Source organism: Actinomadura sp. NPDC023710 (assembly GCF_040639875.1).
GTDB lineage: Bacteria > Actinomycetota > Actinomycetes > Streptosporangiales > Streptosporangiaceae > Spirillospora > Spirillospora citrea.
The window spans coordinates 215,422-231,060 of record NZ_JBFAGB010000005.1 but is presented as its reverse complement, the minus strand read 5'-3'; the positions used below and the strand labels follow the sequence as shown (position 1 = coordinate 231,060).

The 15,639-nt window shown below is 73.2% G+C and carries 15 protein-coding genes; 7 read left to right on the top strand and 8 right to left on the bottom strand.

Going from position 1 to position 15,639, the window contains the following annotated elements; genetic code table 11:
* Window positions 1–12 precede the first annotated feature (12 nt).
* The 5 genes from AB0H37_RS08405 to rimP all read right to left on the bottom strand — a co-directional run bounded on the left by AB0H37_RS08405 (window position 13) and on the right by rimP (window position 5,854).
* On the bottom strand, window positions 13–357 hold the full coding sequence (locus AB0H37_RS08405; protein ID WP_329093803.1) for a DUF503 domain-containing protein: 345 nt from the start codon (window positions 355–357) through the stop codon (window positions 13–15).
* Between the two features lie 182 nt (window positions 358–539).
* Window positions 540–3,641, bottom strand: a complete 3,102-nt coding sequence (infB, locus tag AB0H37_RS08400) for a translation initiation factor IF-2 (RefSeq protein WP_360611960.1) — start codon at window positions 3,639–3,641, stop codon at window positions 540–542.
* 108 nt (window positions 3,642–3,749) lie between these two features.
* Window positions 3,750–4,052 carry a YlxR family protein gene (locus tag AB0H37_RS08395; protein ID WP_179833475.1) on the bottom strand — a complete coding sequence of 101 codons (303 nt, stop codon included), beginning with the start codon at window positions 4,050–4,052 and terminating at the stop codon, window positions 3,750–3,752.
* Window positions 4,053–4,056: 4 nt separating this feature from the next.
* Complete coding sequence (gene nusA, locus AB0H37_RS08390; protein ID WP_179838502.1) at window positions 4,057–5,106, bottom strand: transcription termination factor NusA; 1,050 nt, start codon at window positions 5,104–5,106, stop codon at window positions 4,057–4,059.
* 25 nt (window positions 5,107–5,131) lie between these two features.
* The gene (rimP, locus tag AB0H37_RS08385; RefSeq protein WP_360611959.1) at window positions 5,132–5,854 is read right to left on the bottom strand and encodes a ribosome maturation factor RimP; all 723 of its coding nucleotides are present in this window, start codon (window positions 5,852–5,854) and stop codon (window positions 5,132–5,134) included.
* Between the two features lie 265 nt (window positions 5,855–6,119).
* Here rimP and AB0H37_RS08380 point away from each other — a divergent pair, with 265 nt between their 5' ends.
* The 3 genes from AB0H37_RS08380 (at window position 6,120) to AB0H37_RS08370 (ending at window position 8,697) form a co-directional block, all read left to right on the top strand.
* Window positions 6,120–7,094 carry a DUF4439 domain-containing protein gene (locus AB0H37_RS08380; RefSeq protein ID WP_360611958.1) on the top strand — a complete coding sequence of 325 codons (975 nt, stop codon included), beginning with the start codon at window positions 6,120–6,122 and terminating at the stop codon, window positions 7,092–7,094.
* A 79-nt stretch (window positions 7,095–7,173) separates the two neighbouring features.
* A complete protein-coding gene (locus tag AB0H37_RS08375; protein ID WP_360611957.1) occupies window positions 7,174–7,536 on the top strand; it encodes a hypothetical protein in 363 nt (120 codons plus the stop codon).
* Between the two features lie 96 nt (window positions 7,537–7,632).
* Window positions 7,633–8,697, top strand: coding sequence for an SAM-dependent methyltransferase (locus tag AB0H37_RS08370; protein ID WP_360611956.1), 1,065 nt, complete (start codon window positions 7,633–7,635; stop codon window positions 8,695–8,697).
* On the opposite strand, the gene AB0H37_RS08365 is transcribed toward AB0H37_RS08370, so the two are convergent.
* On the bottom strand, window positions 8,689–9,390 hold the full coding sequence (locus AB0H37_RS08365; RefSeq protein ID WP_360611955.1) for an HAD family hydrolase: 702 nt from the start codon (window positions 9,388–9,390) through the stop codon (window positions 8,689–8,691). The two genes, AB0H37_RS08370 and AB0H37_RS08365, sit on opposite strands and share 9 nt — an antisense overlap.
* A 107-nt stretch (window positions 9,391–9,497) precedes the next feature.
* On the opposite strand from AB0H37_RS08365, the gene AB0H37_RS08360 reads away from it, so the two are divergent.
* From AB0H37_RS08360 to AB0H37_RS08345, 4 genes are all read left to right on the top strand, one after another.
* Entirely contained in the window at window positions 9,498–11,042 is a 1,545-nt protein-coding gene (locus AB0H37_RS08360) for a hypothetical protein (protein ID WP_360611954.1), read from the top strand.
* Window positions 11,043–11,102: 60 nt separating this feature from the next.
* On the top strand, window positions 11,103–11,372 hold the full coding sequence (locus AB0H37_RS08355) for a hypothetical protein (RefSeq protein WP_179833469.1): 270 nt from the start codon (window positions 11,103–11,105) through the stop codon (window positions 11,370–11,372).
* Between the two features lie 296 nt (window positions 11,373–11,668).
* A complete protein-coding gene (locus AB0H37_RS08350) occupies window positions 11,669–12,874 on the top strand; it encodes a lysylphosphatidylglycerol synthase transmembrane domain-containing protein (protein WP_360611953.1) in 1,206 nt (401 codons plus the stop codon).
* Between the two features lie 131 nt (window positions 12,875–13,005).
* Window positions 13,006–13,551, top strand: a complete 546-nt coding sequence (locus AB0H37_RS08345) for a flavin reductase family protein (RefSeq protein ID WP_329093825.1) — start codon at window positions 13,006–13,008, stop codon at window positions 13,549–13,551.
* Here the strand turns inward: AB0H37_RS08345 and AB0H37_RS08340 are convergent.
* A complete protein-coding gene (locus tag AB0H37_RS08340; protein WP_179838500.1) occupies window positions 13,529–14,749 on the bottom strand; it encodes an ROK family transcriptional regulator in 1,221 nt (406 codons plus the stop codon). The two genes, AB0H37_RS08345 and AB0H37_RS08340, sit on opposite strands and share 23 nt — an antisense overlap.
* Window positions 14,749–15,507 (bottom strand): ATP-binding cassette domain-containing protein, encoded by a 759-nt coding sequence (locus AB0H37_RS08335; RefSeq protein WP_360611952.1) that lies wholly within the window; start codon window positions 15,505–15,507, stop codon window positions 14,749–14,751. The genes AB0H37_RS08340 and AB0H37_RS08335 overlap by 1 nt, the downstream gene beginning before the upstream one ends.
* Window positions 15,508–15,639: the final 132 nt, after the last annotated feature.

Here is a 15,639-nt window from a genome sequence, read left to right as displayed (position 1 = left end):
CCCGCGCGCCCGTCAGTCCTCGCTGCCGTACAGGCGCTGCCGGGCGGACAGCAGTTCGATCTCCGGCCGTCCGGCCACGAGCCGCTCGCACTGGTCGAGGACCTCGGTGCAGTTGGCCGCCGTGCCCGACACCACCGCCACTCCGATCTCCGCCCTGCGGTGGAGGTCGTTGTCGCCGGTCTCGGCGACGGCCACCGCCGGGAAGCGCTTCTGCACCTCGGCGATGACGGGACGCAGGACGGACCGCTTCTGCTTCAGCGAGCGGACGTCCCCCAGCAGCAGGTCGAGCGTCAGCGCACCCACGTACACCTGGTCGATCACCTCGGAGTCATCAGAAGATGGAACGACGGAGGTCATCCGCCGTGTTCCCAGCCTTTCCGGCGAACCAGAATGAGCTGGACATGACAGACGCCAGGCTAGAAGATCCGCCTGGCGCTTGTTCACCCAATTAACGATCACATCGTCGGCGTGCCCGGACGGGCCGCCGGGCCGGCCGCCCGCGCGGCCCCTCGCGGGGCCGCGCGGACCTGCCGTCCGCCTCAGTCGCGGGGCTTCTCCCGCATCTCGAAGCACTCGATGACGTCACCGAGCTTGATGTCGTTGTAACCGACGCCGATGCCGCACTCGAAGCCCTCGCGGACCTCGGTCGCGTCGTCCTTGAAGCGGCGCAGCGACGACACCGTGAGGTTGTCGGAGACCACGACGCCGTCGCGGACGAGGCGTGCCTTGGCGTTGCGCTGGATGATCCCCGAGGTGACCATCGAACCGGCGACGTTCCCGATCCGCGGCACCTTGAAGATCTCGCGGACCTCGGCGGTACCGAGCTGGGCCTCTTCGAACTCCGGCTTGAGCATGCCCTTGAGGGCCGCCTCGATCTCCTCGATCGCCTGGTAGATGATCGAGTAGTACCGGATGTCGACGCCCTCGCGGTCGGCCAGCTCCTGCGCGTTGCGCTCAGGCCGCACGTTGAAGCCGATGATGACCGCGCCCTCGGACGCCAGCGACAGGTTGACGTCGTCCTGCGTGATCGCGCCGACGCCGCGGCGGATGATCCGCAGGTTGACCTCGTCGCCCACGTCGATCTTGAGGAGGGAGTCCTCCAGCGCCTCGACGGAACCGGACACGTCGCCCTTGAGGATGAGCAGCAGCTCCTGCCGCTCGCCCCGCTCCAGGTCCTTGAACAGCTCTTCCAGGGAGCTGCTCTTGCGGCTCTTGAGCAGTTCGGCGTTGCGCTTGCGCGCGACCCGCTTGTCGGCGATCTGCCGGGCGATCCGGTCGTCCTCGACGACCAGGAAGTTGTCGCCCGCGCCGGGCACGGCCGCGAGGCCGAGCACCATCACCGGACGGGACGGGCCCGCCTCCTCGACGCTGTTGCCGTTCTCGTCGAGCATCGCCCGGACGCGGCCGTTGGCCACGCCGCAGACGATCGAGTCGCCGACCCGCAGCGTGCCGCGCTGGACCAGCACGGTCGCCACGGCACCCCGGCCCTTGTCCAGGTGGGCCTCGATGGCCGAGCCCTGGGCGGGCATGTCGGGGTTGGCCTTCAGGTCGAGCGAGGCGTCGGCGGTCAGGACGATCGCCTCCAGCAGCCCGTCGATGTTGGTCCCCTGCTTGGCGGACACGTCGATGAACTGCGTGTCGCCGCCGAACTCCTCGGCGACCAGGCCGTACTCGGTGAGCTGCGCCCGGACCCGGTTCGGGTCCGCGCCCTCGACGTCGATCTTGTTGACCGCGACGACGATCGGGACCCCGGCCGCGGTGGCGTGGTCGATCGCCTCGGTGGTCTGCGGCTTGACGCCGTCGTCGGCGGCGACCACCAGCACCACCAGGTCGGTGGTGTCGGCACCGCGGGCACGCATGGCGGTGAACGCCTCGTGACCCGGGGTGTCGATGAAGGTGATCTTGCGCTCCTCGCCGTCGACCTCGGTCTCGACCTGGTAGGCGCCGATGTGCTGGGTGATGCCGCCGGCCTCGCCCGCCTGCACGTTGGCGTGCCGGACGGCGTCCAGCAGCTTGGTCTTACCGTGGTCGACGTGGCCCATGACGGTGACCACCGGCGGACGCGTCTGGAGGTTCTCCTCGCCGCCCTCGTCCTCGCCGTACTCGATGTCGAAGGACTCGAGCAGTGCGCGGTCCTCGTCCTCGGGGCTGACGACCTGGACGTCGAAGTCCAGCTCGAGCCCGAGCGACATCAGGTCGTCGGGGTCGACCGACTGGGTCGCGGTGACCATCTTGCCGAGGTGCATCATGATCGCGACGAGCGACGCCGGGTTGGCGCCGATCTTCTCGGCGAAGTCGGTCAGGGTCGCGCCCTGCGCCAGCCGGATGGTCTTGCCGTTGCCGCGCGGAGCCGAGATGCCGCCTGCGGCGGGCGCCTGCATGTTCTCGAACTCCTGGCGGCGCGCCCGCTTCGACTTGCGTCCGCGCGCCGGGCGCCCGCCGGGACGCCCGAAGGCGCCCTGCGTGCCGCCGCGACCGCGACCGCCGCCACCGGGACGGGGACCGAAGCCACCGCCGCCGCCGGGACGACCGCCGGCACCCGCGCGGGGGGCGCCGAAGCCGCCACCGCCGCCGCCGGGACGACCGCCGCCGCCGGGACCGCGACCGCCGCCGCCCGGACCACGGCCACCGCCGCCCGGACCACGGCCGCCACCGCCGCCGCCACCGCCGGGACCGCCGCGCCCGGGGGCGCCTGCGGGCCGCGAGGACGGCATGTTCATCGGGCTCGGACGCGGGCCGCCCGGACGGGGCGGCATGCCGCCCGGGTTCGGGCGCGGGCCGCCGGCGCCGGGAGCGCCGCCCGGCCGCGGGCCGGGACGCGGACCGCCCGCGGCCCCGCCGCCGCCACCCGGGCGGTCACCGCCCGGACGGGGGCCGGGACGCGGCCCCGGCTTGGGCGCCTGGCCCATGCCGGTGTTGGTCGAGCTGAACGGGTTGTTGCCCGGACGCGGCCCACCGGGACCGCGGCCTCCGCCACCACCGCCGCCGCCCTGACGCGGAGCGGGGCGCGGGCCGGGCTTCGGCGTGCGGGGACCCGGCTTCGGGCCACCGGGCGCGCGGTTGCCGGTCCCGGTACCGGGACCGGCCGCGGGCGGGGCGCTCGGCCCCTGCGCCGCGGGCGCGCTCACCGGCGCGCTCGGCGCCGGCGGGACGGGCGGGCGGGGCGCCGACTGCGGGGCGGGCCTAGGCGCGCCGCCCTGACCACCCTGACCGCCGGGAGCGCCCTGAACACCGGGACCGCCCTGAACACCGGGACCGCCCTCGATACCGGGACCGCCCTGGCCACCGGAAGCACCTTGGCCACCGGAAGCGCCGGAACCGGCGGGACTCGGCCGGGGCGCTGGCCGCGGACCCGGACGGGGCCCGGGACGGGCACCCTGAGAATCGGAACCGCCGCCGGACTGACCCGGACGCGGCGGTGCGGACGGGCGCGGACCCGGCTTGTTGGCCGCGACCCGTCGGTCCCCCTGCTTGGGGGAAGAAGAACTTGAGAAGGCTTCTGTCAGCCTGCGAACGACCGGCGCCTCAATCGTGGAGGACGCCGATCGTACGAACTCGCCCATTTCCTGGAGCTTGGCCATGACGACCTTGCTCTCTACTCCGAACTCCTTGGCGAGTTCGTAAACCCGGACCTTCGCCACTGCACTCCCTACTCGGTCCGGGGGTGCGGCCTCCGGACCGTCGCTAACTTGCCGTACTCATCGCGGCGTGCTCATCGAGCGCTCATAGCAATCTCGACCTGCTTCCGACTAGACGTCGCTTACCATTCGGCCATCCTGCTGCTGTGCGGCAAGGGCCGCAAGTCGCTCCCGCAGCGGACCAGCGTCGAGCGGGCCCGGCAGGCGGAACGCCCGCGGGAACGCCCGACGCCGCTCTGCGAGTGCGAGACACTCCGGATCGGGGTGCAGATGCGCACCTCGGCCCGGCAGCCGCCCGCGAGGATCGGGGACGATGACGCCCTCGACCACCACCAGGCGCAGCAAGTCGGACTTGACCGTGCGAACCCGGCAACCCACGCACGTGCGAACAGCGGCCGCCGGGCCACGTCCCATGAGTCTACCGCGCCGAGGCGTCGGCGGGGCCTGTCGCATGTTCTCCTGACGCAGAAGATCCGGATTCGCCGGTTCCAGCGCTGTTCGGGGGCGTCTGAGCGGGCTCGGTGTCGGACCGGATGTCGATCCGCCAGCCGGTGAGCCGGGCGGCGAGCCGGGCGTTCTGCCCTTCCTTGCCGATCGCGAGGGACAGCTGGTAGTCGGGCACCACCACCCGGGCGACCCGGGCGTCGGCGTCGACCACCTCGACACTCGAAACACGCGCCGGGGAGAGGGCATTCCCGACGAACTCCGCCGGGTCCTCCGACCAGTCCACGATGTCGATCTTCTCGCCGTGCAGCTCGCCCATCACGTTGCGGACGCGGCCGCCGAGCGGGCCGATGCAGGCCCCCTTGGCGTTCACCCCGGACTTGCGCGAGCGAACCGCGATCTTGGTGCGGTGGCCGGCCTCCCGGGCGATCGCCGCGATCTCCACGGTGCCGTCGGCGATCTCCGGGACCTCCAGCGCGAACAGCTTGCGGACGAGGTTCGGGTGGGTGCGCGACAGCTGCACCGACGGGCCGCGGTGGCCCTTGCGGACCTGCACCACGTAGGCGCGCAGCCGCTCGCCGTGCTCGTAGCGCTCGCCGGGCACCTGCTCCTGCGGCGGCAGGATCGCCTCGATCTTGCCGAGGTCGACCAGCACGCTGCGCGGGTCCTTGCCCTGCTGGATGATGCCGCTGACGATGTCGCCCTCGCGGCCCGCGTACTCGCCGAAGGTCAGCTCGTCCTCGGCGTCGCGCAGGCGCTGCAGGATCACCTGCTTGGCGGTGGTCGCGGCGATGCGGCCGAACCCCGTCGGGGTGTCGTCGTACTCGCCGACGGCGTTGCCCTCGTCGTCGGTCTCGGTCGCCCACACGGTCACGTGGCCGCTCTGCCGGTCCAGCTCGACGCGCGCCTTGACAGCCGCGCCCTCCGTCCGGTGATAGGCGATCAAAAGGGCGTCTTCGATGGCCTTGACGGCCACGTCGAGCGAGATGTCCTTCTCGCTCTCCAGGCCCCGTAGGGCGGTCATGTCGATGTCCACGAGGTTCCCCCCTCTAGTCCGGCTCCGCCGGAGAACGCGTTTCCTCGGCCGGCGGCGAAGGCGTGAACTCGACCTGCACACGGCCGCGCCCCAGCTCGCCGAGGCCGAACCGGCGCCGCACGGTCTCCGGCCCGGCGGGCCTCCCCTTGTGGGAGGACGGCTTCCCGGATCCTCCTGCGGAGGACCTCGGCCCGGCGGCCTTGCCGCCGCCCGCCCCGGCTCCCTTGCCCCGGCGCTTCTGGACGACGTCGATCTCGACGGCCTCGTCGTCGGCCGCCACCACGCGGCCCTCGATCTGGCCGCCCTCGGTCAGGGGAGCGACGATCATCCGGCCGACGGCGCGGCGCCAGTGCCGCGGCTCGGTGAGGGGGCGGTCGACGCCCGGCGAGGTCACCTCCAGCACGTAGGGCGAGGACCCCATGACATCGGACCCGTCGAGCAGCTCGGAGGTCATCTCGCTCAGCCGGGCGATGTCGTCAAGGGCGATCCCGCCGTCGGCGTCGACGACGACCCGGACGAGCCGGCGGCGGCCCGCGGGCCGCACGTCGACCTCCTCCAGGTCGTAACCCGCCTCCGCCACCGCGGGCGCGAGCAGTCTGCTGAGGGCGGCCGCGGCCGCGTCGCGGCTCGGCCGGGCGGTGTCGCGCGGCGGGGGCGCGGTGCCGCGCGGCGAGGCCGCCTCCTCCTGCCGGCCGCGCCTCCCCTGAGCGCGGCCGCCACGGGACTCGACGCTCATGGGTCCTCCTCCTGTTGTACGCGTGCGATTTGTTCGTGCCGCCTGCGATGGCGGGGTCACCGCTCGTCCGCCGACACCTCAAGACTATCGACAGCCGGAGACCGCAGCGGTCTTTCCGGCGGCTCTCCGGCGCGGCGGATATGGAATGCTTGAGCTGGCCTGATGGGCGCGTCCGGAGACCGCGGCCGCAGCGGGCCGCCGCCACCTCCACCACCGGGTGAGGAGACTTCCTTTGCCAGAGGCCGCACCACCGCCGGGGCAAGCGATGTCACGCTCGACGCAGGCGCTGTCACGCCGCGCGCTGCTGGGCCGGGCCGCGGTGCTGGGCGGCGGCGCGGTGCCGGTGCTGCCGTGGCTCGCGTCCTGCGCGGCGGAGGCCGCCCCGCGAAAGGACGTCCCGACGCTGGTGGGCGCGATCGCCGCCGAGCAGGACCTGGTCGCCGCGTACGAGGCGGCGCGGTCCGCGAACCCCTCGCAGGCCGGGCGCCTGGACCCCGTCCTCGCCCATCACCGCAGGCATCTGGCCGTCCTGAGACGGCACTACGTCCCCGGCTCGGGGAACCGGGCCGACGAGGGCGGCTCCATCCCCTCGCCCGACGCGGCGCCGGTCCTCGCCGGCGCCGCGGGCCTCGCCGCCCTGCGCGACATGGAGGACCGCGCGGCGCGGGGGCGCATGGCCGACGCCGCCAAGGCCGGTCCGGCGCTCGCGCAGCTGCTGGCCAGCATCGGCGCCTGCGAGGCCGGCCATGCCATGACCGTCAAGGGCGGGGCGCCGCCCGTCCGGTCGAGGTCGGACGCCGAGGCCGTGCAGGCAGCGCTGGCCGCCGAACACGCCGCCGTCTACGGGTACGGGGTGCTCGGGGCCCGCCTGCGGGGAACGCTCCGGCAGACCGCGAAGGACCTGTGGAACGTCCACCGCGCCCGGCGGGACCAGCTGGTCTCGATCCTGTCGGTCGCGCCGGTCGCCGCGGCGTCCGCCTACCGGCTGCCCGTGGCGGTGACCTCCGCCCGCAGCGCCGCGCAGCTGGCGGCGGCCCTGGAGGGCGGCCTCGTCCCGGCCTACGTCGGTCTCGCGGGCGTCTCCTCCCCCGACCTGCGCGCGTTCGCCGCCGACAGCGCGCAGCGGGCCTCGGCGTGGGCGGCGCGCTGGCGGTCCAGGTCGGGGGCCGCGGCGCCGGCGGAGGCGTTCCCCGGGTTGCCGTCCGCGGCGCTGTCGCCGCGTCCCGAACCCGGTGAGTGATCTTCGGCACGACGGGAACGTAGCGTCCGATTAGCGACGTTAGTCCCATTGCGGGATGACTTCGGGGGAGGGAGCCCACGTGACCACGACTCCGCAGACGGGCCGGACGAGCGCCCTCGACGAGCTGCGGGCCGCTTACCACGAGCAGCTGACGCGGCTGGCGGCCGAGCGCGACGCCGCGCGACGCCAGGCGCGCAGAGCGCAGGCGCAGGCGGACGTCGCGCGGGCCGATCTCGCCAGTCTCCAGAGCCGCGTCGGGGAACTCCTGAACGCCGCCGCGCGGCACCTTCCGGATCTTCCTCCGGTGGACGGCCCGGACACGCCGGAGCTGCCCTCCGCCCAGGAGGCGCGGGCACTGCCCGCCGCCCCGGTCGATCCCGACCCGGAGCCTCCGGCCGAGACGGGCGGCAAGTCCGCGGACCGCGCGGCGCGAGCGGCCTGACCGGGAAGGGAACGGCCCGCCCCAGGGCCGTGCGGAGACCGCCTGACCCATCCGTCACGGCGGTGTCCGCCGTCGAGGTCCAGTAGGGTCCACCAGATGACCGCGTACGGCCTTCTCGTCTCCCCCTCGCACAACCGGGTCTATGCCCAGGCCGCCGCCGACCTGGTGAAGGCGGAACTGGCGGTGTTCAGCGAACGGGCTCTCGGCGGACGCGTCCGCGACATCGAGGAGACCGCGATCGGCGGCGTCCCCTACGTGACGTTCTCCGCCGACGAACTGACGGAGCAGGACGTGCGCCTCCTGTCGAACCTGTCGTCGCTCTACGCGCTGTTCCAGATCGAGGGCGAGCTGCTCCGCCCGGTCGCGCTCCAGCCTCTGGACCTGTTCGGCAGCGACCTGCTCACCATCCAGAAGTACTCGGGCAAGACGAACGAGTACTTCACCAAGCTGCTGCTGAACGTCACGGCGATGGCGACCGACTCCCCCATGGACCTGATAACCGGGCGCCCCCGCGTCTTCGACCCGATGTGCGGGCGGGGCACGACGCTCAACCAGGCCATGATGTACGGGCTGGACGCCGCCGGGATGGACATCGACGGCAAGGACTTCGACGCCTACGCGGCCTTCCTCAAGACCTGGCTGAAGAACAACCGGCTCAAGCACCAGGCCGAGGTCACCAACGTGCGCCGCGAGAAGGCCGTCCTCGGGCGCCGCCTGCACGTGACGCTCGGCGCGTCCAAGGAGCGCTACAAGAGCGGCGAGACGATGGAGATCACCGTCGTGAACGCCGACTCGCTGGGCGCCGGCAGGTTCTTCCGCCCGGCGTCGTTCGACCTGATCGTGACGGACGCCCCCTACGGCGTCCAGCACGGCAGCCGCCCGAAGGGGGCGCAGCCGGGCCGCAGGGGCGGGCCGCAGCTGTCGCGCAGCCCCGTGGAACTGCTGACGGCCGCCGTCCCCGAGTGGGCGCGGCTGCTGCGTCCGGGCGGCGCCGTCGGCATCTCCTGGAACACCTTCGTCGGCCGCCGCGAGCAGCTCGCAGAGATCCTCGCGTCCAGCGGCCTGGACGTCCGGGACTCCGACGCCTACCGCGGCTTCCGCCATCGCGTCGACCAGGCCATCTCCCGCGACCTCATCGTGGCCGCCAAGCCCTCAGGCTGAGTGCCACCGCTCCACGTGCGGGAGCAGTTCGTCCAGGTCGTGGATGAGGGCGTCGGGCGGTGCGAGGCCCGGACGGTCGAAGGCGTGGGTGGTCTGGTGCCAGATCTGGACGGCCCGCAGGCCGGCGGCCTTGGCTCCGTGGATGTCGTCGAACGGGCGGTCGCCGACGAAGACGCAGGAGCCGGGGTCGGTGGCGCCGACGGCGTCCATGGCGGCGCGGAAAGCCTCGGCGTGCGGCTTCGTCCAGGGGATCTCGCTGGAGTAGACGGCGCCGTCGAGCATGTCGAGGACGTCGTCGCGGGCGAAGACCCGCTCGTGCCACTCGCGGGTCCAGATGGTGTTGGACAGGACGCCGATCTTGATGCCGCGCTCGCGTAGGGCGGTGAACAGGCCGGGGACGGCGGGGTCGGTGTGGGTGTGCGGGGTCCACGTCTCGAAGTGGGTGTCCAGGAGTGCCTCGCTCGGCTCCACCCCGGCGATCGCGAACGCCTCGGCGAGCGTGGCGCTCCGGTGCTCCTCGGTGCCGCGGCGCCACAGCTCGCCCTCGGCGGCGACGAGGGCGGCGACGGCCTTCTCGACGGCGTCCGGGGGGAGGTGGGCGGCGCAGACGGTGCGCCAGATGTCGGCGAGTTCGAGGTCGTGCCAGGGGGTCAGCGTGCCGCCCCAGTCGAAGATCACAGCTTGTACGCCCATGCCCCGGATCGTAACCATCGGGGCGCGCCGGACGATCACCTTTTTACGCGGTGGTCGTCCCGGAGGGCGCGACCGGGACCACCCATGTCCGGTCAAGGGAGCCCTCCATGCGCAGACCCCTGCTCGCCGCCCTCCTGTCCGCCGTCCTGGTGGGCGCGGCGGTCCCGGCGGCGGCCGACCCGATCCCCGACGGCCCCGGCAGGGGGCTCGTCCCGGCCTACGTCGGCGCGCCCGCCACCCCTGCGCCTCTCGCGGGGCGGCCCGTCCCGGCCAACCCGCATCAGGGGCCGGTGGGGACGTCGTCCATGCACGCCGACAGTTACGCCTCCGACACATATCCGTTCATGGGGCCGCTCGGCCGCGATCCGCAGGTGCGCGGCGAAGCCAAGGGCGGCGGGCTGCCGGGGCTGTGCTCGACGGTGACCTTCGCCCGCCGGACGGGCCTGATCGTCGCGCAGTGCACGCGCGGGCAGAACCTCACGCTGCGGCTGATCGACCCGAGGACGCTGAAGGACCTCGCGACCTACGAGCTGCCGCCCAGGCCGTCCACCGTCCAGGCGGTGTTCTCGCTGAGCCTCGACACGGTGTTCACCGACACCTCGGGCGGGGCCTACTACTACCTGGACCCGCAGGATCGCGCCGTGCTGGCGGACTCGGCCTTCCACCTGCGCCGTTTCGCGCACGAGAAGGGCCGGGACGGCGACTGGCGCTTCACGGTCACCGACGACTGGGACCTCGGCGCGTACCTGCCCCACGACTGCGCCACCTGGACGAACCCGTGGCCGAAGGGGGAATGCGATCCCGTCACCGCGGTCGGGCCCGACTGGAACGGCCTGATCTGGTGGATCACGAGGGGCGGCCGCGTCGGCACGGTGGATCCCGGGTCCGGGGCCGTCCGGATGACGCGGCTGGCGGGCGAGGGCATCCAGAATTCGTTCGCGGCCGCCGAGAACGGCGTCTCGGTCGTGTCCGACCACGCGCTCTACCGGATGCGGGCCGGCGCGGACGGGACCCCGGAGATCGTCTGGCGGCAGCCCTACGACCGGGGCAGCGGGCGCAAGCCCGGACAGATCGACCAGGGGTCCGGGACGACCCCCACGTTCTTCGGCGACGGCTACGTGGCCGTCACCGACAACGCCGACGACCGCATGCACGTGATCGTCCGCCGCAGGGACGACGGCGGGCTCGTCTGCCAGGTCCCGGTGTTCGGAAGCGGGGCGAGCGCGACGGACAACTCGCTCATCGGCTACGGCCGCAGCCTGTTCGTCGAGAACAACTACGGCTACCGCAACTTCTTCGACCTGCCGCCTGGAGGGTCGTCCGTGGGCGGGGTGAGCCGCGTGGACGTGAAACCGGACGGTACGGGCTGCGAGACGGTCTGGACGAGCACGGAGCGGTCTCCGTCCACCGTCTCCAAGGTCTCCGTTCCCGCGGGGCTGCTGTACCTGTACACGAAGGAGCCGCGCAAGGACCTCATCGACGCCTGGTACCTGACCGCGGTGGACGTCCACACGGGCCGGACGGCCTACAAGGTGCTCACCGGCACGGGCAAGTGGTTCGACAACAGCTGGGCGCCCGTCACCCTCGGCCCGGACGGAACCGCGTACGTGGGCGTCGTCGGCGGGCTCGTCGCCGTCCGCGACCGGGAGTAGGGCGCCGGTCATCGGGGATACCGGTCCGATCAGCGAACCCGATCCGGACCGGGAGGAGTCATGAGGGCACGCGAGCCCGGTGAGTCCCGCGACTTCCGCGAGGACACCGATGACATGGGAGACAACACCCAGGACGAGCAGATCGCCCTGACCGAGGAGTATGTGAACGACCCGCCCGAGGACCTGAGGATCGAAGAGCCCGAGGAGAGCCGCGACGGCGTCGGCGTCACCGAGTACGAGCGCCAGACCGCGAGGGAGGGCGACGAGGAGCGCCCCACGCCGATCACGCCGGCCGAGGAGGACGCGGTCAACCCCACCCGCAGGCCCTGACCACGACGGCGGCGCCCGCACCGGCACGCGGTGCGGGCGCCGCCGTCGCCGCGGGTACGTCCGGAGGCGTGTCCGGCTTTTGCCGGTCAGGGTGGCGTCCTTTCCGGAAGAGCGGGCAGTAACCAGGACAGAAGCATCTGGCAGAGCACGGCGACAGGTCTTCGATCAGCCCGCTGAGCACGACCTCGCGACGGGCGTGGCGCAGATCACTTTGCGATTCGTTTCCGATCCCGGGGGAATGTCCTACCCGGACCGTAGGTTGCGCATGGCGGGCGAGCTTGCGAGGTGACCGGGACATGTACGAGACAGTCACGGCACCGGTCCATCCCCCGGCCGAAGCCGACCCGCCGTTCCCCCTCCAGGACGGGCCGGATGAGCAGGCCCCGGCGCGCCCGTGGTGGCGGCGCAGGGCCGGCCTGATCGTCCAGTGGGCGCTGATCCTCGGCGCCCTCGCCGCACTCCCCCTCTACCGTGACGAACTCCCCGACCTCGGCGCCATCTGGAGGGCGGCCGCGCATGCCGACCCGGGCTGGTTGACCATGGTGGTGCTGGCCGTGGCGGGTTCGATGGGCGCGTTCGCCCGGCTCCAGCGCCGGTTGCTGCGCGTCGGCGGCCTGCGGATGCCGCTGCGCCGCGCTTTCGCGATCACCTACGCGGGCAACGCCCTGTCCACGACCCTGCCGGCGGGCCCGGCGGTGAGCGTGGTCTACACGTTCCGGCAGTTCCGCCGCGCGGGCGCCTCGACGCAGCTCGCCACCGCGGTGATCCTGGCCGGCGGAGTGATCACCACCACGGCCTACTCCCTGATCGCCCTCCTGGCGCTGGTCGCCGACCCGTACGCCCGCGGCTTCGCGCTGTTCGCCCTCACCGTCCCGCTGGTCCTGGCCGTGCTGCTCGTCCCCGCGCTGCGGTGGCGCCCGCTGCGGGCCCTGCTGACGGCGCCGCTGCGCCGCGCCCACCGGGCCGCGCTCGCCCACCCGAGGATCGCTCCGTACGCGGAGCGGCTGGCCGGCGCCCGCGACATCCTGCGGCCGACCCTGCGCGACTGGGCCGCGCTCACCGCGCTGGCCCTGCTGAACTGGGTGTTCGACATCCTGGCGCTGCTGTCGGCGGCGCACGCGGTCGGCATCGAGGTCGCCCTGAACGGCGTCGCCCTCACCTACTTCGCCGCCCAGGCGGCGGGCAGCCTGCTCCCGCTGCTGCCCGGCGGCCTCGGCGCCATCGAGGGCAGCATGGCCGCGTCCCTGGTCGCGTTCGGCGCGACGCTGTCCCCCGCCGCCGCGGCCGTCGGCCTGTACCGGCTCGTGTCCTACTGGGCCGTCGTGGCGGTCGGCTGGATCGCCTGGATCGGGCTGCACGAAGGCCCGCGCGTCCCGGCCCGCGTCAGGGCGCGTCTGGCCGGTACCGGCCGCCTGATCATGGACGGCCTGTCCTCGGCGGCGCCCCTCACCCCCTACGCCGCCGTCCCGGCCCAGACTCCGGCCGACGCACCGCGGCCGTAGCGCGGGTCTCCGTCCGTGGACCGACGCCCGGACCGGGACCTTCGACCGAGATCGCCCTCCAGGGGAATCAGCACACCGCGCCAGGGGCTTTAGTGGACGACGACGCGCCCCCGCCCACGGAACGGACCCCCATGCACGGATCGCCCGACTGCTCGTCCGGATCCTCGGCGACCGGCGTCGACCCGGCCGCGTTCCGCTCGGTGCTGGGCAGGTTCCCGACCGGCGTGGTTGCCGTCACCGGCCTCGATCCGGCATCGGGGCTCCCCGCGGGACTGGCCGTGAACTCGTTCACCTCCGTCTCCCTCGACCCGCCCCTCGTGGCGTTCTGCGTGGCGCACACCAGCACGACATGGCCGATCATGCGCACCGCCGCCCGCCTGTGCGTCAACATCCTGGCCGAGCCGCAGCGGGACGTCTCCGAGCGGCTCGCCTTCGGGAACGGCCCGGACAAGTTCGCCGGCGTCCGCTGGACGCACGGCCCCGGCGGCGCTCCCCTGATCGACGGCGCGCTGGCGTGGATCGAGTGCTCGGTCGAGCAGGAGCACGTCGCCGGCGACCATCTGATCGTCGTCGCCCGCGTCCACGACCTCGCGGAACACCAGGGCGCCGGCCCCCTGGTCTTCTACGGGAGCGGCTACGGCGCCTTCACGCCCTTCACACCGTCTCCGGGGCTCTGAGCCGGGTCAGGACCTGGACGGGGTCGGACAGGACCTCGGCGAAGGCGAACTCGGCGGCGCCGACCAGGGTGGTGTCGTCACCCAGGGTGGCGGTGCGGAGCTTGACCTTCTCGCGGGGGGCGGCGAGGGCGCTGGTCGCCAGGACGCTGCGGATCTGCGCGGCGGCGCCCAGGAAGATGTCGCGGAGCGTGCCGCCGAAGATGACCATGCCGGGGTTGAAGAGGTTGACGAGGTTGGCGACGCCGAGGCCGAGCCAGGTGCCGACGCGGTGCAGCGCCTCCCGGGCCTTGATGTCGCCGGCGTCGGCGGCGGCGACGATGGCGCGGACCGCGTCGCGTCCGGGCTGGCCGGGGATCTCCTCGCGGCCGGCGTGGTCCAGCAGCGTCCGCTCCCCCACCTCGGCCTCCAGGCAGCCCTTCGAGCCGCAGGCGCAGGGCCGGCCCCCGGGGTTGATCACCATGTGCCCGATCTCGCCGCCGAACCCCTCGTCGCCGCCGAGCAGCCGGCCGTGCGCGATGATGCCGCCGCCGACGCCGACGTCGCCGTGCAGGTAGATGAGGTTGTCGCAGCTCACCCCCGCGCCGCGCTCGTGCTCGGCGAGCGCGCCGAGGTTGGCGTCGTTGCACACCGAGACGGGGATGCCGAGGCCGAGGCGGCGGGACAGGGCGTCGCCGAGGCGCAGCCCGCCCACGTCCAGGTTCGGCCCGAACATGATCGTGTCGTCGGAGCGGCGGACGGTGCCGGGGAATCCGAGGGCGGCGCCGACGCAGACCGCGTCGCGCTCGGCCTTGCGGACCAGGGATCGGGCGCCCGCCACGAGCACGCCGAGCAGGTCGGCGGGGTCGGAGTCGCGGGCCCGTACGCCCTCGCGCCGGTCCAGCACGACGCCGCCGAGGCCGACGCGCGCGACGACGAGCCGGTCGACGCCGACCTCGAACGCCAGCACGTACACGCGGGTGGACTCGGGCCGCACCACGAGCGACGGGCGCCCGGCGCGGCGCCCCGGGCCGCGCGGCAGCTCCTCGCGGACCAGCCCCGCGGAGGTGAGGTCGGACGTCAGCGCCATGATCGTGCTGCGGTTGAGGCCGAGGGTCTCGGCGAGGACGGCCCGGGACGCGGGGCCGCGCAGATGCACGAAGCGCAGCAGGGTCCCGAGATTGTGGCGCCGGATGTCCTCTTGTGACGGGCCCGCCTTCATCATCGGCGCAGCCCCAGCTCTCCGCTGGCGCCGGAGGTGATCAGCTCCACGACCTGCCGGTGGGTGACGTCGGCGGTGCGGACCTGGGCGACCATCCGGCCGAGGTAGAGCGCGGCGATGCGGTCGGAGACCGCGAACACGTCGTTCATGTTGTGCGAGATCAGCACGACGGCGAGGCCCTTGTCGGCGAGCCGCCGGATCATCTCCAGGACCTGCTGGGTCTGCGCGACGCCGAGCGCGGCGGCGGGCTCGTCCAGCACCACGAGCTTGCTGTCCCACAGCACGGAGCGGGCGATCGCGACGGTCTGCCGCTGCCCGCCCGACAGGTTCGAGACCCGCTGCCGGACCGAGCCCATCGTGCGGACGGCGAGGCCCGACAGCGTGGTGCGCGCCAGCTCCTCCATGAAGGTCTCGTCCAGGGCGAGGCCGCGGCGCTCCTCGCGGCCGAGGAACAGGTTCTGGACGATGTCGAGGTTCTCGCAGAGCGCGAGGTCCTGGTGGACGATCTCGATGCCGAGGCGGCCGGCGTCGCGGGGGGATCCGACCCGCACCTGCTCGCCTTCGAAGCGGTACTCGCCCTTGTCGAAGGAGTGGATGCCGCCGATGCACCTGACCAGGGTGGTCTTGCCCGCGCCGTTGTCGCCGACGAGCGCGGTGACCTCGCCTGGATAGGCGGAGAATGCGACGTCCTGCAGCACCTTCACCGAGCCGAAGCTCTTCTCGATACCGCGCAGGTCCAGAACGGGCGTCACTGACATGCCGAGGGGCTCCCACCGTGCCACGCCGCCGCCGCGCGCCAGGCGGTCGTCGTGAGTGAGCGTAGCAGTCGGTCTTCCCGGCCGGGCACCGTCGGAAGTCCGGTCCGGCCGGTTCCGCGGCCAGGCCCGAGA

Bases quoted from the DNA above. Each gene is read 5' to 3' on its own strand.
- nusA (WP_179838502.1), bottom strand. From the start codon at position 5,106: ATGACCGCCCTACGGGGCCTGGAGAGCGAGAAGGACATCTCGCTCGAC.
- AB0H37_RS08405 (WP_329093803.1), bottom strand. From the start codon at position 357: ATGACCTCCGTCGTTCCATCTTCTGATGACTCCGAGGTGATCGACCAG.
- AB0H37_RS08365 (WP_360611955.1), bottom strand. From the start codon at position 9,390: ATGGGCGTACAAGCTGTGATCTTCGACTGGGGCGGCACGCTGACCCCC.
- rimP (WP_360611959.1), bottom strand. From the start codon at position 5,854: ATGAGCGTCGAGTCCCGTGGCGGCCGCGCTCAGGGGAGGCGCGGCCGG.
- AB0H37_RS08355 (WP_179833469.1), top strand. From the start codon at position 11,103: ATGAGGGCACGCGAGCCCGGTGAGTCCCGCGACTTCCGCGAGGACACC.
- AB0H37_RS08380 (WP_360611958.1), top strand. From the start codon at position 6,120: ATGTCACGCTCGACGCAGGCGCTGTCACGCCGCGCGCTGCTGGGCCGG.
- AB0H37_RS08335 (WP_360611952.1), bottom strand. From the start codon at position 15,507: ATGTCAGTGACGCCCGTTCTGGACCTGCGCGGTATCGAGAAGAGCTTC.
- AB0H37_RS08345 (WP_329093825.1), top strand. From the start codon at position 13,006: ATGCACGGATCGCCCGACTGCTCGTCCGGATCCTCGGCGACCGGCGTC.
- AB0H37_RS08350 (WP_360611953.1), top strand. From the start codon at position 11,669: ATGTACGAGACAGTCACGGCACCGGTCCATCCCCCGGCCGAAGCCGAC.
- AB0H37_RS08340 (WP_179838500.1), bottom strand. From the start codon at position 14,749: ATGAAGGCGGGCCCGTCACAAGAGGACATCCGGCGCCACAATCTCGGG.
- AB0H37_RS08360 (WP_360611954.1), top strand. From the start codon at position 9,498: ATGCGCAGACCCCTGCTCGCCGCCCTCCTGTCCGCCGTCCTGGTGGGC.
- AB0H37_RS08370 (WP_360611956.1), top strand. From the start codon at position 7,633: ATGACCGCGTACGGCCTTCTCGTCTCCCCCTCGCACAACCGGGTCTAT.
- AB0H37_RS08395 (WP_179833475.1), bottom strand. From the start codon at position 4,052: ATGGGACGTGGCCCGGCGGCCGCTGTTCGCACGTGCGTGGGTTGCCGG.